Origin of the sequence: Pseudomonas sp. UBA2684 (genome assembly GCA_002354655.1) — a bacterium.
Classification (GTDB): domain Bacteria; phylum Pseudomonadota; class Gammaproteobacteria; order Pseudomonadales; family Pseudomonadaceae; genus Aquipseudomonas.
The window spans coordinates 65,505-89,987 of the sequence record DELY01000012.1; the positions used below are offsets into that span (position 1 = coordinate 65,505).

General features: G+C 52.0%; 21 protein-coding genes. All 21 read left to right on the forward strand.

What is annotated here, in order from left to right; genetic code table 11:
- The first annotated feature begins 76 nt into the window (after window positions 1-76).
- The 21 genes from B3M58_RS06290 (at window position 77) to B3M58_RS06390 (ending at window position 24,439) form a co-directional block, all read left to right on the forward strand.
- Window positions 77-1,675 carry an MBL fold metallo-hydrolase RNA specificity domain-containing protein gene (locus B3M58_RS06290; protein ID WP_296217716.1) on the forward strand — a complete coding sequence of 533 codons (1,599 nt, stop codon included), beginning with the start codon at window positions 77-79 and terminating at the stop codon, window positions 1,673-1,675.
- Window positions 1,676-1,730: 55 nt separating this feature from the next.
- Window positions 1,731-3,035, forward strand: a complete 1,305-nt coding sequence (gene wbpA, locus B3M58_RS06295) for a UDP-N-acetyl-D-glucosamine 6-dehydrogenase (protein ID WP_296217741.1) — start codon at window positions 1,731-1,733, stop codon at window positions 3,033-3,035.
- Between the two features lie 18 nt (window positions 3,036-3,053).
- Complete coding sequence (gene wbpB / locus B3M58_RS06300) at window positions 3,054-4,001, forward strand: UDP-N-acetyl-2-amino-2-deoxy-D-glucuronate oxidase (protein ID WP_296217717.1); 948 nt, start codon at window positions 3,054-3,056, stop codon at window positions 3,999-4,001.
- A 55-nt stretch (window positions 4,002-4,056) separates the two neighbouring features.
- The gene (gene wbpD / locus B3M58_RS06305; RefSeq protein WP_296217718.1) at window positions 4,057-4,641 is read left to right on the forward strand and encodes a UDP-2-acetamido-3-amino-2,3-dideoxy-D-glucuronate N-acetyltransferase; all 585 of its coding nucleotides are present in this window, start codon (window positions 4,057-4,059) and stop codon (window positions 4,639-4,641) included.
- A complete protein-coding gene (locus B3M58_RS06310; protein WP_296217719.1) occupies window positions 4,642-5,754 on the forward strand; it encodes a DegT/DnrJ/EryC1/StrS family aminotransferase in 1,113 nt (370 codons plus the stop codon).
- Window positions 5,755-5,758: 4 nt separating this feature from the next.
- Window positions 5,759-6,817, forward strand: a complete 1,059-nt coding sequence (gene rfbB / locus B3M58_RS06315; protein WP_296217720.1) for a dTDP-glucose 4,6-dehydratase — start codon at window positions 5,759-5,761, stop codon at window positions 6,815-6,817.
- A 12-nt stretch (window positions 6,818-6,829) separates the two neighbouring features.
- Complete coding sequence (gene rfbA / locus B3M58_RS06320; protein ID WP_296217721.1) at window positions 6,830-7,693, forward strand: glucose-1-phosphate thymidylyltransferase RfbA; 864 nt, start codon at window positions 6,830-6,832, stop codon at window positions 7,691-7,693.
- Window positions 7,690-8,715 carry a TDP-N-acetylfucosamine:lipid II N-acetylfucosaminyltransferase gene (locus tag B3M58_RS06325; protein WP_296217722.1) on the forward strand — a complete coding sequence of 342 codons (1,026 nt, stop codon included), beginning with the start codon at window positions 7,690-7,692 and terminating at the stop codon, window positions 8,713-8,715. Before rfbA ends, B3M58_RS06325 begins: the two co-directional genes overlap by 4 nt.
- Window positions 8,716-8,719: 4 nt before the next feature.
- A complete protein-coding gene (locus B3M58_RS06330; RefSeq protein ID WP_296217723.1) occupies window positions 8,720-9,292 on the forward strand; it encodes an acyltransferase in 573 nt (190 codons plus the stop codon).
- Window positions 9,279-10,409, forward strand: a complete 1,131-nt coding sequence (gene rffA, locus B3M58_RS06335) for a dTDP-4-amino-4,6-dideoxygalactose transaminase (RefSeq protein ID WP_296217724.1) — start codon at window positions 9,279-9,281, stop codon at window positions 10,407-10,409. The genes B3M58_RS06330 and rffA overlap by 14 nt, the downstream gene beginning before the upstream one ends.
- Window positions 10,406-11,824, forward strand: a complete 1,419-nt coding sequence (locus B3M58_RS06340; protein ID WP_296217725.1) for a lipopolysaccharide biosynthesis protein — start codon at window positions 10,406-10,408, stop codon at window positions 11,822-11,824. The genes rffA and B3M58_RS06340 overlap by 4 nt, the downstream gene beginning before the upstream one ends.
- Before the next feature lie 159 nt (window positions 11,825-11,983).
- A complete protein-coding gene (locus tag B3M58_RS06345; protein ID WP_296217726.1) occupies window positions 11,984-13,060 on the forward strand; it encodes an EpsG family protein in 1,077 nt (358 codons plus the stop codon).
- A gap of 422 nt (window positions 13,061-13,482) precedes the next feature.
- Window positions 13,483-14,358: a glycosyltransferase gene (locus B3M58_RS06350; RefSeq protein ID WP_296217727.1), complete on the forward strand. Its 876-nt coding sequence runs from the start codon at window positions 13,483-13,485 to the stop codon at window positions 14,356-14,358.
- Window positions 14,359-14,980: 622 nt separating this feature from the next.
- Complete coding sequence (locus B3M58_RS06355) at window positions 14,981-16,015, forward strand: polysaccharide biosynthesis protein (protein WP_296217728.1); 1,035 nt, start codon at window positions 14,981-14,983, stop codon at window positions 16,013-16,015.
- Window positions 16,016-16,018: 3 nt separating this feature from the next.
- Window positions 16,019-17,137, forward strand: a complete 1,119-nt coding sequence (gene wbjC / locus B3M58_RS06360; RefSeq protein ID WP_296217729.1) for a UDP-2-acetamido-2,6-beta-L-arabino-hexul-4-ose reductase — start codon at window positions 16,019-16,021, stop codon at window positions 17,135-17,137.
- A gap of 23 nt (window positions 17,138-17,160) precedes the next feature.
- Window positions 17,161-18,294, forward strand: a complete 1,134-nt coding sequence (wecB, locus tag B3M58_RS06365; RefSeq protein ID WP_296217730.1) for a non-hydrolyzing UDP-N-acetylglucosamine 2-epimerase — start codon at window positions 17,161-17,163, stop codon at window positions 18,292-18,294.
- A gap of 8 nt (window positions 18,295-18,302) precedes the next feature.
- The gene (locus tag B3M58_RS06370) at window positions 18,303-19,553 is read left to right on the forward strand and encodes a glycosyltransferase family 4 protein (RefSeq protein WP_296217731.1); all 1,251 of its coding nucleotides are present in this window, start codon (window positions 18,303-18,305) and stop codon (window positions 19,551-19,553) included.
- Window positions 19,550-20,518: a UDP-glucose 4-epimerase family protein gene (locus B3M58_RS06375; protein ID WP_296217732.1), complete on the forward strand. Its 969-nt coding sequence runs from the start codon at window positions 19,550-19,552 to the stop codon at window positions 20,516-20,518. Before B3M58_RS06370 ends, B3M58_RS06375 begins: the two co-directional genes overlap by 4 nt.
- Window positions 20,515-21,540, forward strand: a complete 1,026-nt coding sequence (locus B3M58_RS06380) for an MraY family glycosyltransferase (RefSeq protein WP_296217733.1) — start codon at window positions 20,515-20,517, stop codon at window positions 21,538-21,540. The genes B3M58_RS06375 and B3M58_RS06380 overlap by 4 nt, the downstream gene beginning before the upstream one ends.
- 493 nt (window positions 21,541-22,033) lie before the next feature.
- Complete coding sequence (locus tag B3M58_RS06385) at window positions 22,034-23,962, forward strand: polysaccharide biosynthesis protein (RefSeq protein WP_414704056.1); 1,929 nt, start codon at window positions 22,034-22,036, stop codon at window positions 23,960-23,962.
- Between the two features lie 105 nt (window positions 23,963-24,067).
- The gene (locus B3M58_RS06390; RefSeq protein ID WP_296217735.1) at window positions 24,068-24,439 is read left to right on the forward strand and encodes a DUF2784 domain-containing protein; all 372 of its coding nucleotides are present in this window, start codon (window positions 24,068-24,070) and stop codon (window positions 24,437-24,439) included.
- The last annotated feature ends 44 nt before the right edge of the window (window positions 24,440-24,483 follow it).

Here is a 24,483-nt window from a genome sequence, read left to right on the forward strand (position 1 = left end):
GGCCGCTTTTAACGCCGTATCGGCAACGTAGGTAGTTTTTCAACGGCCTGTTAATGGACTAACGCGGATTAACACTATGGATTACCCCAACATTCTGCATCATGGCGCCAAGGACGGCGTGACTGGCTCCTGCCACCAATTACTGATGGATGGCCAGCATAGCCTGCTGATCGACTGTGGCCTGTTCCAGGGTGCGGAAACCTCACCTGAAGGCAAATCCGGTGCCGAGCGCCTGGCCATCGAATTCCCCCTGGACTCGATCGAGGCTCTGATCGCCACGCACGTGCACATCGATCATGTTGGGCGCATTCCCTACCTGCTGGCCGCAGGCTTCAAGGGGCCAATTCTCTGCAGCGAGCCCTCTGCCAAACTGTTACCCATCGTACTGGAAGATGCCTTCAAACTCGGTTTCAGTCGCGATCAAAAACAGGTCGAGCGCTACATCAAGTTGATTGAGCAACGCATCATCGCTTTGCCCTACAAAACCTGGTTCACCCTGCAAGACACCGAGAGCCTGAACTGCCGCATCCGCCTGCAACGCGCCGGGCATATCCTTGGCTCGGCCTATGTGGAAATCGACCTGCGCTATCCCCAGTCTGGCGAGAAGAAGCGCATCGTCTTCTCCGGCGACTTAGGCGCGCCACATGCCCCGCTGTTGCCAGCACCCAAGCCGCCCTACCGCGCCGACATCCTGGTGATCGAAAGTACTTACGGCGACCGCCTGCACGAAGACCGTCGTAGTCGTCGCCAGCGTTTGGAAAACGTCATCGAACAAGCCCTGGCCGATAACGGCACGGTACTGATACCCGCCTTCAGCATCGGTCGCACCCAGGAACTGCTCTACGAACTGGAAGACATCATCCACCGCAAACTCAATGCCGATGGAAAAAAAGGGCAAAGAAGCAGAGCGGCTTTTAATTCCCCTCTACCAGTAAGGGGCATGAGTAGGGATGCAGGGGCCAGAGTTGCTCTTAGTTCCCCTCTCCCTCCGGGAGAGGGGCTAGGGGTGAGGGACGGGGTTCATAGAGGAAGAAAGGACAACCCCCCAAACAATGCCGCCCCAACCATCAACTGGCCCCAACTCCCCATCATCCTCGACTCGCCCTTGGCCAGCCGCTTCACCCAGGTCTACCGCGACCTGAAGCCCTTCTGGGACAACGAAGCACTGCAGCGCGTCAAGCAAGGCCGCAACCCGTTGGGCTTCGAGCAACTGCTGACCGTCGACAGCCACCAAGCGCACCTGGCGATGGTGCGCCACCTGACGGAAACCGCTCGTCCGGCCATCGTCATTGCCGGGAACGGAATGTGCAGCAGTGGTCGAATTGTCAATTACCTGAAGGCCATGCTGCATGACGCGCGGCACAATGTACTCTTCGTCGGTTACCAGGCCCAAGGCACCCCAGGTCGGACCATCCAAGGCTATGGCCCGCGTGGTGGCTATGTGGAACTGGACGGGCAGCGCTATGACATTCGCGCCCAAGTCCATACCATAGGCGGCTATTCGGCCCATGCGGACCAGAAAGGATTGGTGAATTTTGTTACGCGGATGCGTGAGTGGCCGTCAGAGGTAAGGATTGTGCACGGCGAGCCGGGCGCGAAAAACATGTTGGCTAAGCGTCTCCAAGATACCTATGCGGATAAAGGGTTACCTCTACAGGTAACCATCCCAAGCTAAATACTCGATCAATATTGAGACGAAAATCTAACCGGAGTTTTACCTGATGTCAGGCATGAAGCAGGCGAGTGTCGCCAAATTCAAGAGCAAAGAAGCCATCATTGGCATCGTTGGCCTAGGCTATGTCGGCCTTCCTCTGATGCTGCGTTACAACGCTATCGGCTTCCGTGTGCTGGGCATTGATATCGATGAAGGCAAAGTCTCTAAGCTGAATGCGGGTCAGAGCTATATCGAACACATTCCCTGCGAAAAAATTGCTGGCGCCCGTCAGAGTGGTTTTGAAGCGACCGCCGATTTTCAACGTGTCAGCGAGTGTGATGCGCTTATCCTCTGTGTGCCGACGCCGCTGAACAAATACCGCGAGCCGGATATGAGCTTCGTGATCAATACCACCGAGGCCATCAAGCCTTACCTGCGCGAAGGCCAAGTGGTTTCGCTGGAAAGCACCACTTATCCGGGCACTACTGAAGAAGAGTTGTTACCCCGTGTAGAAGAGGGGGGGCTACGTGTAGGTGAGAGCATCTTTCTGGTCTATTCCCCGGAGCGGGAAGATCCGGGCAATCCCGATTTCGAAACCCGTACCATCCCGAAAGTCATTGGCGGGCATACTCCAGCCTGCTTGGAGGTTGGTATTGCTCTATATGAGCAGGCGATTGACCAGGTCGTAGCGGTGAGTTCGACCAAGGCCGCTGAAATGACCAAGCTGCTGGAAAATATCCACCGCGCAGTGAATATCGGTTTGGTCAACGAAATGAAGATCGTTGCCGATCGCATGGGCATCGATATCTTCGAGGTGGTCGATGCTGCTGCCACTAAGCCGTTTGGATTCACCCCTTACTACCCCGGCCCCGGTTTGGGTGGCCACTGCATCCCGATCGACCCCTTCTATCTGACCTGGAAAGCCCGTGAGTATGGCCTGCACACTCGCTTTATCGAGCTGTCTGGTGAGGTCAACCAGGCTATGCCGGAATACGTTGTCGGTAAGCTTATGGACGGCTTGAACGAGAACGGCAAAGCCCTCAAGGGAAGCAAGGTGTTGGTGCTGGGCATTGCCTACAAGAAGAATGTCGATGACATGCGCGAGTCGCCTTCGGTGGAAATCATGGAGCTGCTCGAAGCCAAAGGCAGTTTAGTGGCTTATAGCGACCCACATGTACCGGTCTTCCCGAAAATGCGTGAACACCACTTCAATTTGTCCAGCGAACCACTGACGGCTGAAGCGCTTGCCAGTTTCGATGCGGTTGTACTCGCCACCGACCATGACAAGTTCGACTATGAACTGATTCGCCAGCATGCGCGCTTGATCATTGATAGCCGTGGTAAGTACCGCGCACCTGAAGCCCATATCATCAAAGCCTGATTCGCTGGAGTCGCACTTTTGAAACGTTTTGCTCTGATCGGCGCAGCCGGTTATATCGCTCCGCGCCACATGCGCGCAATCAAAGACACTGGAAACGAACTGGTGTCTGCTTATGACATCAATGATTCCGTTGGTATTATCGACAGCATTTCTCCGCAAAGTGAGTTCTTCACCGAATTCGAGCGCTTCACCGAACATGCCTGGACGTTGAAGCGTAACCCAGGCACTGCATTGGATTATGTTGCAGTCTGCTCGCCTAACTACCTGCACCATGCTCATATCGCTGCTGGCTTGCGTTTAGGTTGCGACGTGATTTGTGAAAAGCCGTTGGTACCAACCCCGGCGATACTCGATGAGTTGGCCCTGGTCGAGCAGGAAACTGGCAAACGCGTTTACAACATCCTGCAACTTCGGCACCACAAGGCAATCCTTGACCTCAAGGATAAGGTTGCCCGTGAAGCCAGCGAGCACAAATACGATGTAGAACTCACCTACATTACCTCACGCGGCAAGTGGTACATGGAGAGCTGGAAAGGCGATCCGCGTAAATCCTTCGGCGTGGCCACCAATATTGGTGTGCACTTCTACGACATGTTGCACTTCATATTCGGTAAGCTGCAGCGCAACGTTGTGCATTTCACCAGTGAATACAAGGCAGCGGGTTATCTCGAATACGAGAAAGCTCGCGTACGCTGGTTCCTGTCCATCGATGCCAACGACCTGCCTGAGTCGGTCAAAGGCAAAAAACCTACCTACCGCTCGATTACCGTGAATGGTGAGGAGATGGAATTCTCCGAAGGCTTCACTGACCTGCACACCACCAGCTATCAGGAGATTCTCGCGGGTCGTGGTTATGGCATTGAAGACGCGCGCCATTGTGTGGAGACCGTGAACACTATCCGCTCTTCTGCCATTGTTAGCCCGCAAAACGAGGAGGGGCATCCCTTCCTTGCTCGGCTCACTTGAGACTTGTAGGAGTCAGCTTGCTGGCGATCAGAGCAATTGAGCAACAGGACCTCATATGACTCACTACCAACATTCAAGCGCCATCGTCGATGAGGGCGCGCAGATCGGCGACGGTTCGCGTGTCTGGCATTTCGTGCATGTCTGTGGCGGAGCCCGCATAGGGAAGGGCGTGTCCCTCGGCCAAAACGTCTTCGTCGGCAACCAGGTGGTGATAGGCGATAGCTGCAAGGTGCAGAACAACGTCTCGGTGTATGACAACGTGACCCTTGAAGAGGGTGTGTTCTGCGGCCCGAGCATGGTTTTCACCAACGTCTATAACCCTCGCTCGTTGATTGAGAGAAAGGATCAGTATCGCGATACGTTGGTGAAAAAAGGCGCCACACTTGGTGCTAATTGCACCATCGTCTGCGGCGTGACCATCGGCGAGTTCGCCTTCGTTGGGGCCGGTGCGGTAGTCAACAAGAACGTTCCAGCCTATGCCCTGATGGTGGGGGTACCGGCACGCCAGATCGGCTGGATGAGTGAGTTTGGCGAGCAGTTGGCATTGCCGGTAACCGGGGAGGGCGAGGTTGCCTGTCAGCACACCAATGCTCGCTATGTACTGAGCGGCAACACCCTGAGCAAAGTGGACGTGCAATAAATGATTGAATTCATCGACCTGAAAACTCAGCAAGCTCGTATCAAGGATAAGATCGACGCCGGCATCCAGCGCGTCCTAGCTCATGGCCAGTACATCCTTGGTCCGGAAGTCGCCGAGCTGGAAGAGAAGCTTGCCGCCTTTACCGGTGCCAAATATTGCATTACCTGCGCCAACGGCACCGATGCTCTGCAGATCGCGCAGATGGCTTTAGGGATTGGCCCTGGTGATGAAGTCATCACCCCAGGGTTCACCTATATCGCTACCGCTGAAACCGTTGCTCTGCTGGGCGCCAAACCGGTCTACGTGGATATCGATCCTCGTACATACAACCTTGACCCGAGCCTGCTGGAAGCGGCTATCACCCCGCGCACCAAGGCGATAATCCCGGTTTCACTGTATGGCCAATGCGCTGACTTCGATGCCATCAACGCAATTGCTGCCAAGCACGGTATTCCGGTGATCGAGGATGCCGCACAGAGTTTTGGTGCTACTTACAAGGGCAAGCGCTCTTGTAACCTGACCACTATCGCCTGCACCAGCTTCTTCCCTAGCAAGCCGTTGGGTTGTTATGGCGACGGTGGTGCAATTTTCACCAATGACGATGAGTTGGCAAAAGTGCTGCGCCAGATCGCTCGGCATGGTCAAGATCGTCGCTATCACCATATTCGAGTGGGTGTGAATAGCCGCCTGGATACCCTACAGGCGGCCATTCTACTGCCCAAATTGGAGATATTCGAAGACGAAATTACTTTGCGCAAGCAAGCCGCAGCTCGCTACAACGAGCTACTGCTGCCTAGCGGAGGCGATGTCTTCGTTGCGAACGGGGCATCCGGAATCATTGCCATCCCCCACATCGAGCCTCACAACACCAGTGTTTACGCCCAGTACACCATTCGTATCCATGATCGCGAGTCGGTTCAGGAAAAACTGAACAAGGCCGGTATCCCCACAGCTGTGCATTACCCGATTCCGTTGAATAAACAGCCGGCTGTGGCTGACAGGGCTGCTAGTTTGCCGGTAGGTGATGAGGTGGCGGAACAGGTGATGAGTCTGCCTATGCATCCGTATATGGATGCTGAAGTGACAAAGAAAATCGTGCAGAGCCTGGTTTAATAGAATGAAAATTATCGTAACAGGTGGCGCCGGCTTCATCGGCTCGGCGGTCATCCGCCACATTATTGGCAACACTGACGACAGTGTGGTCAACCTTGACAAATTGACCTATGCCGGCAATCTCGAATCGCTGGTCGAAGTCAGCGGCAGCGAACGTTACGTTTTTGAAGAAGTAGATATCTGCGACCGTGCAGCGCTAGAGCGGGTGTTTCGCGATCAGCAACCGGATGCGGTAATGCACCTGGCGGCAGAGTCCCACGTTGATCGTTCCATCGATGGGCCGTCCGCTTTCATCGAAACCAACATCGTCGGTACCTACATCCTGCTGGAAGCCACTCGTCAGTACTGGCAAGGCCTGAATGACGCGCGCAAGGCCGCTTTCCGCTTCCACCACATCTCCACCGACGAGGTGTACGGCGACCTGGAAGACCCCGAAGAGCTGTTCACCGAAACCACACCTTACGCGCCAAGCTCGCCTTATTCGGCGAGCAAGGCCAGCTCCGATCATTTGGTACGCGCCTGGCGCCGCACCTACGGCCTACCGACCGTGGTCACCAACTGTTCGAACAACTACGGGCCGTATCACTTCCCCGAAAAGCTCATCCCGCTGATGATCCTCAACGCTCTGGAGGGCAAGGCGCTACCGGTGTATGGCAAAGGTAACCAGGTACGCGACTGGCTCTATGTGGAGGACCACGCCCGCGCCTTGTACAGAGTGGTGACTGAGGGAAAAGTGGGGGATACATACAATATCGGCGGCCACAACGAGCAGCAGAACATTGAGGTTGTGCACACCCTTTGTGAGTTACTCGATGAGTTGCGCCCCGATTCACCTTACTGCCCGCATGCCTCACTGATCACGCATGTCCAGGATCGCCCTGGCCACGATCTGCGTTACGCCATTGACGCCAGCAAGATTCAGCGAGAGCTGGGCTGGCTGCCAGAGGAAACCTTCGAATCCGGTATCCGCAAGACTGTCGAGTGGTACCTGAACAATCTGCAATGGTGCCGCCGCGTGCAGGATGGCAGTTATCAACGTGAACGCCTAGGCACTCCGGCATAAGGACTGGCATACATGAAAGGCATCATCCTCGCCGGTGGCTCCGGCACCCGGTTGTACCCCATTACTAAAGGCGTGTCCAAGCAGTTACTGCCGATCTACGACAAGCCCATGGTGTATTACCCGCTGTCGGTGCTTATGCTCGCCGGCATCCGCGATATCCTGTTGATCAGCACCCCAGACGACATCGGTGGTTTTCAGCGCCTGCTGGGCGATGGCCGCGAGTTCGGTGTTCAGCTCAGCTATGCCGTACAGCCTAGCCCCGATGGACTGGCACAAGCTTTCATCATCGGTGAAGAGTTTATTGGCGGAGATTCGGTCTGCTTGGTGCTGGGCGACAATATCTTCTACGGCCAGGGTTTCGGCCCTTTACTGCGGGATGCCGCCAGCCGCAGCAAAGGTGCCACCGTGTTCGGTTACCACGTCAAGGATCCGGAGCGTTTTGGTGTGGTTGAGTTCGATGCCGATAAGCGTGCCGTTTCCATCGAGGAAAAACCGCTCAAGCCAAAGTCTCACTATGCAGTGACTGGCCTGTATTTCTATGACAACGACGTAGTCGAGATCGCCAAGCAGGTAAAGCCCTCAGATCGCGGCGAGTTGGAAATCACCAGCATCAACCAAGCCTATCTGGAGCGTGGTGACCTCAACGTCCAACTACTCGGCCGCGGATTCGCCTGGCTCGACACCGGCACCCATGAAAGCCTGCTGGAAGCCGCTCACTTTGTTGAAACCATCGAGAAACGCCAAGGCTATAAAGTAGCTTGCTTGGAAGAGATCGCTTTTTACAACAATTGGCTCAGTGCCAACGATCTGCAACGAATCGGAAAAGCCTTAAGTAAGAACGGCTACGGTCAATATCTCCTGTCCTTGATAAAATGAAGATTCTCCATATCGCAGAACCTCAGACGTTTACAAAGTCATTCTTTCAGCTTGTCGAGAAGGAGTTTGAGCATACTCAGCATTGCATATTGAGTCATGCATCCGCTGAGGAATGGCCAAAAAATTTGAATATAAAAAGTAAAAATTTAACTGGGGCTGCCTGGTTTCTGAGTTTCACTCGGGCTGCACATCAAGCGGATAAAATAATTATCCATGGCCTTTGGGATTTTTATGCGATAGTTCTGCTCTTCTTGCAGCCCTGGGTTTTAAAGAAGTGCTATTGGATGATATGGGGCGGAGATTTATATGATTACAAGTTTGGTTGTAAGAGCTGGAAATGGTGGTTGAGGAACTATTTCAAGCGACCTGTAATTAAGCGCATGGGGCACTTGATTACGTATGTCGAAGGGGATGTGGAGTTCGCACGTAATTGGTATGGAGCCACAGGCAAATACCATGAGTGCATTATGTACACCAGCAACATATATCGAGAGTACGCGATAAAAAGCGAGCCGCATGGGACGATCAATATTCAGGTCGGTAACTCGGCAGACTCAAGCAATAACCACCTAGAGATTCTTGAGAGGCTCGCCCCGTTTCGTGATCAAGATATCGCGATTTATGCCCCTTTGTCCTACGGGAATCAGGAGTATGCTCAATCGGTGATCAACATGGGGAGAGATCGGTTTGGGGATAAATTCAAGCCGCTAACCAACTTTATGCCGTTTGATCAGTATTTGGATTTTCTTGGGAAAATTGATATTGCCATTTTCAATCACAAGCGCCAGCAGGCTATGGGTAATATCATTACTCTCTTGGGGTTGGGCAAGAAGGTTTACATGAGAAGTGATATTACCCCTTGGCTGATGTTCAAAAAAAAGGGGGTAAAAGTCTACGAGAATTCAGAGATTGAACTGAGCTCAATAGATGAGCGCTCCATGATATGTAATCGAGAAGCAATAAAAAGTAATTTCTCAGAAGCAGTAGTAATTAATCAACTCAAGAAAATATTTGAGGGGTAAATCCATGGCTTACTACTCAGATGAGCAACTCAAGCAGATGGGCTTTCGGTACCTTGGCAGAAATGTCAAAGTAAGCGATAAGGCAAGCATCTATAATGCCGATCAAATTGAGATTGGCGATAACTCCAGAATTGATGATTTTTGTGTAATTTCAGGCAAGGTTCGAATTGGTAACTTCTGTCACATAACCCCGATGTGTCTGGTGGCTGGCGGAGTTCCCGGTATATTTTTTTCTGATTTCTGCACGCTGGCATATGGGGTGAAGGTCTTTTCCCAGTCAGATGACTATAGCGGCGAAACGCTGACTAATTCTTTAGTTCCTCGTAAATTTAAGAGAGAAACTTTCGAAGAAGTAACATTTGGTAAGCATGTCATCGTTGGTGCGGGCTCTATAATATTTCCAGGGGTTCGTGTTGCTGAAGGTTGCTCTGTCGGAGCTATGACATTAGTCAATAAAAGCACCCTGCCGTGGGGTATCTACGTAGGCAACCCAGCACGTAGGGTCAAGGAAAGAAAACAAGACCTACTTGCGCTGGAACAAAAATATTTAGAAGAGATTTCCAATGATTTCATTTAATAAGCCGCCCTACACCGGTAACGAAGATCAGTACGTCCTTGCTGCCATGCGCAGCCCGAAAATCTCGGGTGATGGTGAGTTCAGCAAGCGCTGCCAGGCGTGGTTCGAGGACAAGTTAGGGTGCCAAAAAGCACTTCTGACACCCTCCTGCACGCACGCGCTAGAGATGGCTGCGTTACTGATCGATGTGCAAGCGGGCGATGAAATCATCATGCCCAGTTACACCTTTGTCAGTACAGCCAATGCCTTTGTCTTGCGTGGGGCGAAGATCGTTTTCGTCGATATCCGCCCGGATACCATGAATATTGATGAAAACCTGATCGAAGCGGCGATTACACCAAAAACCAAAGCCATCGTTCCTGTTCATTATGCTGGCGTCGCCTGCGAGATGGACACCATCATGGATATCGCCTCCCGTCACCAGCTTTTTGTCATTGAAGATGCTGCTCAAGGCATGATGGCTACTTACAAAGGTCGCCCTTTGGGCAGTATCGGCCATATGGGGGCCTTCAGCTTCCATGAAACCAAGAACTATACCAGTGGTGGCGAAGGTGGCTTGCTGATCATCAGCGATGAACGTTTTATTAGTCGCGCCGAAATCATCCGGGAAAAAGGCACTAACCGCAGTCAGTTTTTCCGCGGAATGGTAGACAAATACAGTTGGGTCGATATTGGTAGCAGCTATCTGCCCTGTGATATTCAGGCAGCCTTCCTGTGGGGGCAATTAGAAAAGTCTGAAGAAATCAATCAAAACCGCTTACAGCTTTGGCAGGCTTACTACGAGGCACTACGTCCATTAGCCATCGATGGAAAAATCACGCTGCCGTCAATACCGGAAGGCTGTATTCATAACGCACACATGTTCTACCTGAAAGTCAGCGATCTCAATGAGCGAACACTCTTGCTTGAACATTTGAAGAAGTGTGGAGTATATGGTGTTTTTCACTATGTCCCACTTCATTCAGCTATCGCTGGCCCACAATTCAGTCGGTTCCACGGTGAAGATCGCTATACAACCCAAGACAGCGAACGATTGATCCGTCTACCTATCTGGTATGGCTTACAAGAGAATGAGAGAAAGCAGGTTATCGATTCGGTCCTAGAGTTTTTCGCTTGAACGCAAGAAAAATCGCCGCTTTTACCGTTGGTCCCGTAGGGGGGGCGGTTTTAGGTTTTATTACTCTACCGATCATTACCTGGTTCTATTCGGCCGAGGATATCGGACGAATAGCCATGCTCCAGGTGGTTTCCAGTTTCTGCGTTCTGCTATTCAGTCTGGGGTTGGATCAGGCCTATGTACGTGATTATCACGAATCGGTGCGTAAGCCTGCGCTGCTCAAGGCTGCCTTGTTACCGGGGTTGCTATTGCTTGTTATGGGCTTGGCGTTTTGCTTCGTGGTGCCTGGTTTTATTTCCAAAGCTCTTTTTTCCGTGGACAGCGTACAGATCAGCATTCTGGTTGCATTGTGCTTTCTGGCTGCATTTGTTTCGCGTTTCTTATCCCTGATTCTGCGCATGCAGGAAAGGGGATTGGCTTTTTCCATGAGCCAAGTCTTGCCAAAGGTTTTGTTTCTCTCCGTAATTGGCGTTTATGTCCTTTTCTCATTCGGCTTCGATCTTCTTCATCTGGTAATCGCCCATACGCTGTCAATCACGGCTGTTACTCTGATATATGTCTGGAATACCCGTCAGGAGTGGTTTGTAGCATTAAGTCAAAGAGTAGATACCGAAAAGCTGAAAGCCATGCTGCGCTTTGGAGCACCTCTGATAATGGGCGGAGCCGCCTTCTGGGGGTTGACGGCTATGGACAAGGTTTTTTTGCGTAGCCTCTCCAATTTCGAAGAGCTGGGTATCTATTCGGTGGCATCCAGTTTTGCTGCGGCAGCTGTTGTTTTTCAGAGTATCTTCTCGACTATTTGGGCGCCGACTGTTTACAAATGGGCAGCAGAAGGCATCAATACTGAAAAAATCGATCAGGTTACAGAGTACGTACTAGTTGCAGTCGTTATCCTGTTCTCGCTGGCCGGACTCTTTTCTTGGGGCATCACCTATTTGTTACCGCCCTCGTACGAAAGCGTTCAGTATATTCTGGTGGCCTGCATGGCTTACCCGTTGTTCTACACCCTTTCGGAAGCAACGGGAGTCGGCTTGGGTATTGCTCGTAAAAGCACCTATGCGGTGATGGCTTCGATTATCGCAGTCGTGGTCAACTTAGTAGGTAATTATTTGCTTATCCCTATATATGGAGCAGCAGGGGCAGCTATATCGACAGCCTTCGCTTTTTGGATATTCTTTATTGCGCGTACAGAGTTTTCGAGTTTGGTGTGGCGCCGATTGCCACGAGTTAAACTCTATAGCATGACTTTGATCTGTTTGGTGGTTTCAATTTGTTTTGCTCTTATAGGAGAAAAGCTTCATTTGGTATTTATCGGCATGTGGGGGGCGATCTCCTTTCTCGCGATTTTTATATTTAGTAAGTCTCTAAAGAAAGGAGTGAGTAAGTTAAGGCTTTGGGTTAGTGGGAGAGTGTAATAGGCTTGGTGCTGCTCAATAACAAGAAGTTAGAGTAATGCAGATGGTTTTTTAAAGTTCTTAGATTTAATTGCTCTTGAATAATGCTTGTGCAGAGCAAGGGGTTTAAAAATGCTCATTGAGCTGTTGCTGCTGTAATTAAGAGTCGTGAGATAAAATATGTACGTATATGCGTCGCTTTTCTTCTTGATGGTCGGAATTTTGCTCGTTGCGCGAAAATTACCTAAGCGACAGTCTTCTGTTTTGATATGTATTGTGTTTGCGAGCTTGATATTGTTCGCAGGACTTCGCGGCCTGGTTGGTTCTGATACTTTATCATATCTCCGTGCTTATGAGAATTTGTCGGACTCTGATTATTTACTACATTTATTTAGTAGTATGGAGCCGCTATTTGTGCTTTTTCTTGCGGGACATAAATATTTATTTGATAACAGTTTTCTCTATCTTCTTATGATGTCGGTGTTTCAGGCTTTCTTGCTTTGGAAAGTGTGTGAGCATAGTTCGAATAAACATCTTTTTTTAGTGGCATATGTTTTGCTTTTTTACTTAAATTTTCATTTCAATATTGCTAGGTCTGCGATTGCAACTATGTTATTTCTGTATTCGTTATGTGGTAAGTCTCGTTCGGTTGGGCTTTTAGCTGCGGTTCTGGCTCCAGGATTTCATGTTTCTGTCTTATTTTTTTATCCTTTGCTTCTTCCTCGTTTGGGATTGAAATATTTTTTTCTAATTGTGCTTTCTTGTTTTGCTGCTGCTGCTGTCTTCTATCAAGAAATATATAATTTTTCTCTAAAATTTCAATTTTATGCAGATTATTTGCGAAATGCTAAGTCAGGGGTTTCAGTATATGGTTTGTTGATAGTTGCTAATGTTGTTGCTTCTGTTTTTTTGTTTTCTAGAGCCAATTTTTTGTTTTTTGGTAGTTCCATATTTTTGATTGTCTCGGTTGTGCTTTATGGGTATCACCCTATCGCTTATAGGCTTATAACAATTGCTCTTTTGTTGTATTTGTTTTTCTTGTTGGAGACTCTTTCTTGTGTAAGGCATTCGTGGGGTTATATATTTTTTTGGGCTCCGGTGATTTTGACATTTGGTGTTTTGGTGCACGGGGTAGCGAACGAAGCTGAAATATTGAATGAAAGAATAAATTCTGGAGAGCCTCTTGAAGAGGCATTGAATTCAACTTACATCCCTTATGAGTTTTATTGGGATGATAGATTTTTGGAGAATAAGTGAACAGTATTTGTCGGTTTTTTGATGTGGGTTATTTACAGGGATTTGACTTTGCAATTAGTTTGTTGGTCTGTTTCTATAATAGAGATAAGCATTGAGGTGGTCATGAAGGTTGTTGCTGTAGCCGGTGCTATTCCATAGTTTGTTAAGACGGCCGCGGTCAGCCGTATTGTTGGAAAAACAGCTTGATGTTCGGAAGTCATGGTGCATGTTGGACATCACTTTGATGCGATCATGCCTGATTTTTTCAGATTGATATTGCCAGGTGCCGCTTTATTTTTGAAGCTAGAAATGATTGGCGGTGTTAAAAATGGGTTGCCACTTTTATCTTCGCACTGCTAGTAATTTTTTAGCATAATAAGCGAATTTTATTTTTAGTGAGGGGTTGTTTTTGTTTCCCCCAAAAGTAGCTGTCGGAGGTTAGGGTGATTAGTTTTTTGATGCCGGTAAAAAATGAGGCTAAATACATCAAGGGGGCTCTTGATTCTATAGTCAATATTTCCTTTGCTCCGGTCGAGGTGATTGTAGTCGATGATGGGTCAAACGACGGGACTCCTGAGCTTGTAGAGTCATTTGGCTATTCATCAGTAAAGGTTTTTAGAACCGGTGGAATTGGCAAGGCGGCTGCCTTTAGTTTGGCTTATGAAAAGGCTAGTGGAGATTATTTTATATTGACTGCGGGTGATGATTATATTATTCCGGATGTGGTGGAGGCTAGGGTTGCACCTCTTCGTCAGGTGATGGCCACTGACCCGGCAATCAGTTTGTGTAAATTAAAGTCTTTCTCTGATAACGAAAAGTATGATGGCATGGTTTTGCCAAAAAATAAGAATCTAGGGTTGGAGTCTGGTGGATGCATGGCCTTCAATAAAGCATTTGGTGAGTTGGCATTTCCAATTCCTTCAATGCTGGCTAATGAGGATAGCTGGCTGGTTCTGCATGCACGTTTTTCTCGCATTATTAAGTTTCATGTCCCTCTCGTTGGTCTGCTTTATAGGATTCATCAAAATAACAGTTACCAGAGAGGGGTTGCTTTTGATGTGGTGAACTCCCAGATGTGGGTGAGGCAAAGGGCCGCATTTTATTTTTTTGAGAAACATGGTTCTAAATTGTCTGATACGCAGATTCGAGCGCTTTTATTTGAGTTTTCTGTCCATATTTTTAGATACTTAGGGGCGTCGGTTTTTCTTCTGCTGGTTCCACATGTTTCATTTTCAATAAAGGTTAAGGCGCTATTTCATTCAAATTCTCCTCTTTATTCGTTGCGCGAAAGATTCTACAAGTTTTTTTCTGGAAGATAGCTTGGATGAGAACCTTTTAATATTTTCTTGGTGAGTAAATGCCTTTGGTCAGAGTCGTTATTTATCAATATTTGGTCAAGGTTCTGATCGCTCAAGGACACAATGTCGAGGTTGTGATAGCTGGGCCAAAATATTCTGAAGCTAAAATTCTGAATGGCTGTATAGCATGGAGATGTGCGGAAGGATTTCTTGAGTTCAGCATGCCTGTGATATGTGTGCCTTACACTCAAACGGTGCTGGTGGAGCAGAGGATTTACTATTGAATTACCTATTCTTCGTGCTGGATGGGATTTTTCGTTCAGTCAAATTGGTAGTGATTATCAGCTGGATACTCCACGTACGCTTATGATGCTTTTCGGGTGCCCGGAGGTGGGTGTTTGAAGTTGTTATGACTTTGTTGTAATGAGTAGTCTTCGGATTGGATGGGGGCTATTTTTATTGCTATTTCGACCATAACTAAAAGCTTGCCACGATACGAGTCTATAATAATGGTGTTCTGGCTAGAGCGATCAGATATTTATTTGCATCTGTCGATGAGGTTTAAAGCTAATGATTCTATGTATGAGCAGCCTCCTGTGTGTGGTATCTTTTACCAAGGCCTTTGTGAGTAAAGAGGTGTGTCATGTTTGATGATAAGGTTTTATTGATAACAGGTGGCACGGGGTCTTTCGGCAATGCCGTTCTCAAGCGTTTCCTCGACACCGATATCGCTGAAATTCGTATTTTCAGTCGTGACGAGAAGAAACAAGATGACATGCGCAAGCGTTACTCCAGTTCCAAACTGAAGTTTTATATCGGTGATGTGCGCGATTACCAGGGCGTGTTGAATGCCACTCGTGGTGTTGATTACATTTTCCATGCTGCTGCGCTCAAGCAGGTGCCCTCCTGTGAGTTCCACCCGATGGAAGCCGTCAAGACCAATGTGATTGGCACTGAAAACGTGCTGGAAGCGGCTATCCAGAATGGTGTCCATCGCGTTGTCTGCCTGAGCACTGACAAGGCTGTTTACCCCATCAATGCCATGGGCATCTCCAAGGCGATGATGGAGAAGGTCATGGTCGCCAAGTCACGCAATGCAGATGATGACAAGACGGTCATCTGCGGCACCCGGTACGGTAACGTCATGGCCTCGCGTGGCTCGGTGATCCCGTTGTTTATCGAGCAGATTCGTGCCGGTAAGCCGCTGACGCTGACTGACCCGAACATGACCCGCTTTATGATGACGTTGGCCGACGCCGTAGATCTGGTGTTGTACGCATTCGAGCATGGCAACAACGGTGACCTGTTCGTGCAGAAGGCACCGGCTGCCACAGTGGAGACTCTGGCTCGGGCGCTGACACTGATGCTCGACAAGCCTGAGCACCCGATTCAGGTGATCGGCACTCGGCATGGCGAGAAGCTATTTGAAGCGCTGCTCAGCCGTGAAGAAATGGCCTGTGCCGAAGACAGGGGCGCTTACTATCGCGTACCGCCGGATTTGCGTGACCTTAATTACGCTAAGTTTGTCGAGCAGGGTGAGGAGAGGATTTCGCACATGGAAGACTATAACTCGCACAACACCGAGCGCTTGGATGTCGAGGGTATGCAACGCCTACTGCTCAAGCTGGATTTCATGCGTGCTATTCAGCGTGGTGAGCACGCTACTCCGGAGGAATGATCGATGAAAGTGCTGATTACCGGTGCCAACGGTTTTGTCGGCCGGAATCTCATCGCGCATCTAGGAGAACGATCAGATATCGAGGTGTTGTGCTTCACCCGACATGATCGGCTAGACACACTCTCGGCTCTTGTAGAGCGGGTTGACTTTGTGTTTCACCTAGCTGGTGTCAATCGCCCGCAAGACCCACAGGAGTTTCAACGCGGAAATACCGATCTGACTCGCAAGCTGTGTGAGGCTATTGAGGCCAGTGGCCGGAAAATTCCTCTGTTGTACACCTCATCCAGTCAGGCCGAGTTGGACAACCCATATGGCAGTAGCAAGCGAGGCGCGGAGGAGGCGCTGCTCGATCTGGCAAACAGGTATGGTTCTGTTGTGCACCTTTTCCGCTTACCCAATGTGTTCGGCAAGTGGGCTCGTCCGAATTACAACTCGGCTGTGGCGACCTTTTGTCACAACATTGCTCGCGACCTACCTATCCAGATCAACGACCCCCAGGCGTGCATCACCCTGGTTTATATCGATGATGTGATTGCCCATTTCATTGCTGTACTGGAGGGGCGGCTGTTCGGTCACCCCTTCGTAACGGTCGATCCGCAATACAGCATTACGGTTGGCGAACTGGCAGAGCAACTGCGCACCTTCCGCGACAGCCGTGGCACGTTGATTACCGAGGCAGTCGGCACTGGCTTGGTGCGCGCTTTGTACTCAACGTACCTTAGTTATTTGCTGCCCGAACGCTTCACTTATGAAGTGCCGAAGTATAGTGATCCGCGTGGCGTGTTCGTTGAGATGCTAAAAACCCGCGACTCAGGTCAGTTTTCCTATTTCACGGCACATCCGGGTATTACCCGGGGTGGCCACTATCATCACTCCAAGACGGAGAAATTCCTCGTTATCAAGGGCAAGGCTTGCTTCCGCTTCCGTCATATCGCTACTGGCGAGTTCCATGAGCTGTTCACCACGGGAGAGCAACCGGAAATAGTCGAAACCGTACCCGGTTGGACCCATGACATTACTAATGTCGGTGACGAAGAAATGATTGTGATGCTCTGGGCTAACGAGATTTTCGATCGCGAACACCCGGATACCTATGCGCGCCCCGTTGGTACCGAGGCATAAACGCATCTTTGAAGAGAATTGCAATGAAGAAGCTGAAAGTTGTCACCGTGGTGGGGACCCGTCCGGAAATTATCCGCTTGTCACGGGTTATGGCCAAACTGGATCAGTACTGCGAGCATGTGTTGGTCCACACCGGCCAGAATTATGATTACGAACTGAACGAGATATTCTTCCAGGATCTCGGTATCCGGAAACCAGACCATTTTCTTAACGCCGCCGGTGCGACAGGTGCCGAGACTATCGGCAATGTAATCATTGCCGTGGATCGTGTGCTGGCCGAAGTACAACCCGAGGCCTTGCTGGTGTTGGGCGATACCAACAGCTGCATGGCGGTGATTCCAGCCAAGCGTCGCAAGATCCCGACTTTTCATATGGAAGCTGGCAACCGCTGTTTCGACATGCGTGTGCCGGAAGAAATCAACCGTCGCATCGTCGACCATACAGCCGATATCAACCTGACCTACAGCACCATCGCCCGTGACTATCTCTTGCGGGAAGGGCTACCGCCGGACATGGTGATCAAGACCGGCAGCCCGATGTTCGAGGTGCTCAATCATTACCGTGATGGTATCGAGGCTTCGGATGTGCTGGAGCGTTTGGGGTTAGAGGCAGGGAAGTTTTTCGTGGTCAGTGCTCACCGCGAAGAGAACGTCGATTCCGACCAGAACTTTCTCAAACTGGTGGATGTGCTCAACACAGTGGCAGCACATTATGGTTACCCGGTGATTATCTCCACCCACCCGCGTACACAGAAGCGAGTGGAGGTAATGGGGGTGACGTTTCACGACAACGTGCGTTTACTCAAGCCAATGGGTTTCAAGGATTACAACAAGCTGCAGCTCACGGCGAAGGCGGTGCTGTCAGACAGTGGAACGATCAATGAAGAATCCTCGATTCTCAACTTCCCGGCGTTGAATATCCGCGAAGCGCATGAGCGCCCGGAAGGCATGGAGGAGGCCGCTGCGATGATGGTTGGGCTGGAGGTCGAGCGAGTCATGCAGGGATTGCAGATACTGGAGTGTCAAGCACGCGGAGAGGAACGCAGCCTGCGCATGGTAACCGACTACAGCATGTCTAACGTTGCTGAAAAAGTGGTGCGGATCATTCACAGCTATCGCGATTATGTGATGCGCAATGTCTGGAAACGGAACGACTGAGCCTTCGCATGCCTGAGCAAAAATTGAAGGTTCTGATCGTCAGCCAGTATTTCTGGCCGGAAAACATGCGCATCAACGATCTCGTCGAGGGATTGATTCAGCGTGGGCACGAAGTCACTGTTTTGACTGGCTGGCCCAATTATCCGGAAGGACGCGTATTCGAGGATTACCGCCGGTCGCCCGAGCAATACACTGAGTATCGGGGGGCAAAGATCGTGCGGGTGCCATTCATTCCACGCGGCAAGCGCAGCATCACGCTTATCCTGAACTACGTGTCGTTCTTCGTTAGTGGCTCTGTGTTGGGTAGCTGGAAGCTGCGCGGGAATAGGTACGACGCGATCTTCGTCTATGCGGTATCGCCGATTATGTCGGCTATCCCCGCACTTGTGATTGGTAAGTTGAAAAAGGTACCTGTGTTTATCTGGGTGCTTGACTTATGGCCAGAGACATTAAAAGCGGTTGGTGTATTGAGCAATGCACGCCTGCTCGCTCTAGTGGGCAAAGTTGTGTCCTGGATATACAACAGAGCCGACTATTTACTCCTTCAGTCGAAAGCGTTTTCCGCCAGTGTGAAGCAATATTGCACGCGTAAGATGCCCTTCGAGCGGTTGGTGTATTTCCCAAGCTGGGCTGAGGATGGCTTTTCTAGCCTGCCGGCGGAGGGGTCGCCGCTGATCGAGCGTGACGTTCGCTCTTTTACAGTTTTGTTCGCCGGAAACTTGGGTGATGCTCAGGACTTTCCCGCCATTCTCGATGTGGCCGAGGGCTTGCGCGGCGAACTGCCCATACGCTGGGTTATTGTTGGCGACGGTAGGATGAGCGAGTGGCTTGAGCAGCAGGTCATCGAGCGAGGGTTGGACAATGTATTTCTGCTGGGGCGCCACCCACTTGAAGCAATGCCTGCTCTGTTCGCAACAGCCGATGCGCTATTGGTTTCGTTAAAGACTAACGAAGTATTTGAAAAAACCATTCCCGGCAAGGTACAGGCTTACTTGGCATCCGGTAAGCCGATCTTGGGCATGATCGATGGTGAGGCAGCCCGCGTCATCGAAGAGGCCGATGCAGGTCTGGCCTGTCGCTCGGGAGATCGTCGGGGGTTTGCCAGAATCGTCAGCCAGATGGCGCAGATGAGCCCATTACAGCGGGAGACTAAGGGCGCCTCAGGTAAACGTTACTACGAAGAGCATTTTTCTAAAGCAAAGCTTTTTTCGAGTTTGGAGGGCTTGTTTCGCCAGGCTACTCTCAGGGGCAAAAATTGACGCTAAAAACAGTGCTTTTAACTGGCAGTACAGGATTCGTCGGACACCCCTTGCTTTTGCGCATGTCTACTGATGGTTTTCGTGTGGTGGCGTGCTCGAGAACGCCTATATCGGCGTTGCCTGTTGACGCGGTCAATCCATCTATTACTGCTCTCGATGGCACCACCGACTGGAAAGTTGCTTTGGCAGGCGTAGAAGTGGTCATCCACAGCGCCGCCCGCGTGCATGTCATGCACGATACGTCTTCCGACCCGCTCGCCGAGTTCCGCAAGGTCAATGTCGAGGGCACCTTGAACCTCGCTCGTCAGGCGGCGGCTGCGGGTGTACGCCGCTTTGTCTTTATCAGCTCGATCAAGGTCAATGGCGAGGGCACGCCTGTGGGTGTGCCTTACCTTGCCGATGCACAGCCGGCGCCTGCTGATCCGTATGGCATTTCCAAAATGGAAGCCGAGCAAGGTTTACGGGCCTTGGCGGCTGAAACCGCTATGGAGGTGGTGATTGTTCGCCCGGTGTTGGTGTATGGGCCGGGGGTGAAAGCCAATTTCTTGAGCATGATGCGCTGGCTGCATAAAGGCGTGCCTTTGCCGTTTGGGGCTATCCACAACCGGCGCAGCTTGGTTGCCTTGGATAACCTGGTGGACCTGATCGTGACCTGTATTGATCATCCCGCCGCCGCCAACCAGACCTTTCTGGTCAGCGATGGCGAGGATCTTTCGACTACCGAATTATTGCGCCGTATGGGCGTTGCCCTGGGCAGGCCGGCACGCCTGTTACCGATACCGAGCTGGATGTTGGAAGCAGGGGCGGCGTTGTTGGGTAAACAGGCGCTTTCCCAGCGTTTGTGTGGCTCGCTGCAGGTCGATATCAGCAAGACACGTGAGTTACTCAACTGGACACCGCCGGTCAGCGTTGATGAGGCGCTGCGCAAAACGGCCAAGCATTTTCTGGAACAGCAAAGCACATGAGCATCTGGTGGTTATTGCCGGCGGTGGCCGGCGTTGCGCTTTTTATGACTGGCGCGTTGCGTCGTTATGCCTTGGCTCGCAGTTTGATCGATATTCCCAATGCTCGCAGCTCGCACTCGGTGCCGACGCCGCGTGGTGGTGGTGTGGCGATTGTCGTGAGCTTTTTGCTGGCCTTGCCGTTGATGGCCGCTATGGGCTTGGTCGCCTGGCCTCTGGTCTGGGCATTGTTGGGCTCAGGTGCTGGTATCGCTGCGTTGGGTTTTCTCGACGATCACGGTCATATCGCCGCGCGCTGGCGTTTGCTTGGGCATTTTGCTGCCGCTATCTGGGCGCTGTTCTGGCTGGGCGGTTTGCCACCCGTGAATGTGCTTGGTTTTACCCTTGAGCTGGGTTGGCTTGGCCATGTGCTGGCAGCGGTGTATCTGGTGTGGCTGCTCAATCTGTATAACTTTATGGACGGCATCGATGGTATCGCCAGTGTCGAGGCGATCTGTGTGTGTCTGGGCGGTGCGTTGTTGTTTATGGTGCTGGGCTTCGCAGGCTCAGCTCAATCTACGGGAATGTTTGCGGTGTTGCTGCTGGCGGCTGCGGTGGCGGGGTTTCTGTTCTGGAATTTCCCGCCAGCACGCATCTTCATGGGCGATGCAGGCAGTGGCTTCCTGGGTATCACGCTGGGCATCTTGTCGCTGCAGGCCGCCTGGGTAGCGCCGCAGCTGCTGTGGAGTTGGTTGATTTTGCTGGGTGTGTTTATCGTCGATGCCACTTTTACCTTGCTGCGCCGTCTACTGCGTGGCGATAAAGTGTATGAGGCTCATCGCAGCCACGCCTATCAGTATGCTTCGCGGCGGTTTGGCCGGCATTTGCCGGTGACACTGGCTGTAGCGGGCCTGAATCTTATCTGGCTGTTGCCCATTGCGCTGTGGGTCGGCCTGGGTGGCCTGGATGGCTTCGCCGGTGTGCTGATTGCTTATGCGCCGTTGGTTGGCTTGGCGGTGAAGTTCAAGGCTGGCGAGTTGGAGTAGGACTATTGATCCGGCCCTTAATGTCTTGATTTGCGTAGGGTGGGTGGGGCCGCCTAGGTTAGGCCGCAGGCCGTAACCCACCGACCGGCCCGCCGGGCCGGCCACAGGGATTGCTGATGACATCCATGGTGGGTTACGCCGCTACGCGGCTAACCTGCGCGGCCCGACCCACCCTACGACTGCGGACTGCCGGCTGACCGTGCAAACTTCAGCGGGCCGGATCAATAAGGTTTCAGCTTCGGCGTGGCGGACCGGGCTTGGCTAATCCAGTCTATGGGGTTGTAGGCTTCTGTTCGCCCTGCGACTGCGAGCGCGGCAAAAGCTTCGCGGGCAAGCCCGCTCCTACAGGTTTGTGCTGCTCAGGGGTTTCTGTGGCAGTTATTCAGTGATGGCTTGGGAACGTTGAGGAGTTGTTGTGTTAAGACTTGCTGAGAAGTTGCGCAGTCGTCTGGTCAGCTTGCCGCGACGTCATAAGCGACTGATTCAGGTAACCATGGATGTGGTGCTTGTCTGGGTGGCGCTTTGGTTGGCATTTGTTGTGCGCCTGGGGGATAGCAAGGCTATCGAGCCCCTTAGTGGTCATGCCTGGTTATTTGGGCTGGCGCCGATCATCGCCATTCCGTTGTTTATTCGCTTTGGCATGTACCGTGCCGTGATGCGCTATTTCGGTAACGATGCGCTGCTGGCTATCGCTAAGGCCGTTACGCTGTCGGCGCTATTACTGGCGCTGGCCGTCTATTGGCACCAGGAGGCGCCCAAGCTTATCCCGCGCTCGATGGTGTTCAACTATTGGTGGCTGAGTCTGGTGCTGGTCGGCGGGTTACGGCTGGTGATGCGCCAGTACTTTATGGGCGATTGGTTTTCTGCCGATCAGCCAACCAAGCTGCAAGGGCGTGATGCCGGTTTGCCGAAAGTGGCGGTGTATGGCGCAGGGGCGGCGGGTAACCAGTTGGTTGCCGCGTTGCGCTTGGGCCGGGCGATGCGCCCCGTTGCCTTTATCGACGATGACCCGAATATTGCTAATCGGGTGATCGCCGGGCTGCGTGTCTACACCGCTAAGCATATTCAGCAAATGATCAATGAAACGGCTGCGGACGAGATATTGATGGCGATTCCGTCGGCCAGTCGTGCGCGTCGGCGCGAGGTGCTGGAGTTGCTTGAGCAGTACCCGCTGCATGTTCGCAGCGTGCCGGGTTTTATGGATCTGGCCAGTGGCCGGGTCAAGGTCGAGGATGTTCAGGAAGTCGACATCGCCGATCTGCTTGGGCGCGATGCGGTGCCGCCGCAAAAGACCTTGTTCGAACGCTGTATCCGTGGCCAGGTGGTGATGGTCACCGGTGCCGGTGGTTCGATTGGTTCAGAGTTGTGCCGGCAGATTGTCGCGACCGGACCAACCACGTTGTTGCTGTTCGAGCACAGCGAATTCAATCTCTACAGCATTCACACCGAGCTGGAGCAACGTATTCGGCGTGAGTCGCTGCCAGTACGTTTGGTGCCGATCTTAGGTTCTATCCGCAATGCCGTGCGTTTGTTGGATGTGATGCGCACTTGGTCGGTCAATACGGTTTATCACGCGGCCGCCTACAAGCATGTGCCGATGGTCGAGCACAATATTGCCGAAGGCGTGTTGAACAATGTGCTGGGTTCCACGTTTACCGCCCAGGCGGCGGTGAAGGCTGGGGTCGAGCACTTTGTGTTGATTTCCACGGACAAGGCCGTGCGCCCGACCAACGTTATGGGCAGCACCAAGCGGTTGGCCGAGATGGTGTTGCAGGCCTTGAGCGCTGAGTCTGCGCCGGTGTTGTTTGGCGATGGCGAGAGTGTGCATCAGGTCAATAAGACCCGCTTCACCATGGTGCGCTTTGGCAATGTGCTGGGGTCTTCTGGCTCGGTGATTCCGCGTTTTTATGAGCAGATTCGTAAAGGCGGGCCCGTCACGGTGACGCACCCGAACATTACCCGCTATTTCATGACGATCCCCGAGGCTGCTCAGCTGGTTATCCAGGCGGGTGCCATGGGGCAGGGCGGTGATGTGTTCGTGCTGGACATGGGGCAGCCGGTGAAGATCATCGAGTTGGCGGAGAAGATGATTCACCTCAGCGGCCTGGGCATTCGCTCAGAGAAGAATCCGCACGGTGATATCGCTATCGAATTCACCGGTTTGCGCCCGGGCGAAAAACTCTACGAAGAGCTGTTGATCGGCGATAACGTTAGCCCGACCGAGCATCCGATGATCATGCGGGCCAATGAGGAACATCTGTCTTGGGAGGCGTTCAAGGCGGTATTGGCGGATCTACTCGGGGCCGTCGAGCGCGATGACTACGACCGCGTGCGGCAGTTGCTGCGCGAAACCGTGAGCGGTTATACCCCGGAAGGCGAAATCGTCGATTGGATCCATCAGCAGCGCCGGATCAAGCCTTAGCTGGCGCGTCGTGTGGTGTCGCCTCTGCTGCCTGCTTGGGGTGTTCGTCAGCCGGCAGGCACGTGCAGGTGGTCGCATGCTGAATAGTCACCTTGGGAGCGCGCCATGATCTGGCAGCTCGCGGCAGATGCGGTGCTCTCGCTGCATCTGTTGTTCATTGTGTTTGTGCTGCTCGGCGGCCTGTTGGTACTGCGCTGGCGCTGCTGGGTGTGGTTGCACGTGCCTGCGGCGATCTGGGGTGTGGTGGTCGAGTTGCTGCATTTGCAATGCCCACTGACACCGCTCGAGAACAGTTTGCGCCAGGCCGCCGGGCAAGCCGGTTATGGCGGTGGTTTTGTCGAGCATTACCTGATCCCGATCATCTATCCCGCCGGGCTGACGCCGCAGATTCAGCTGTGGCTGGGGGCCTTCGTTCTTGTGCTGAATGTGCTGATTTATAGCGTCTTGTTACTGCGTTTAAAGCGTGGACGTTCATGAGCGAGGGCCATGCCCGCGAAGCGCATCGCGGGCATGGCCCGCTC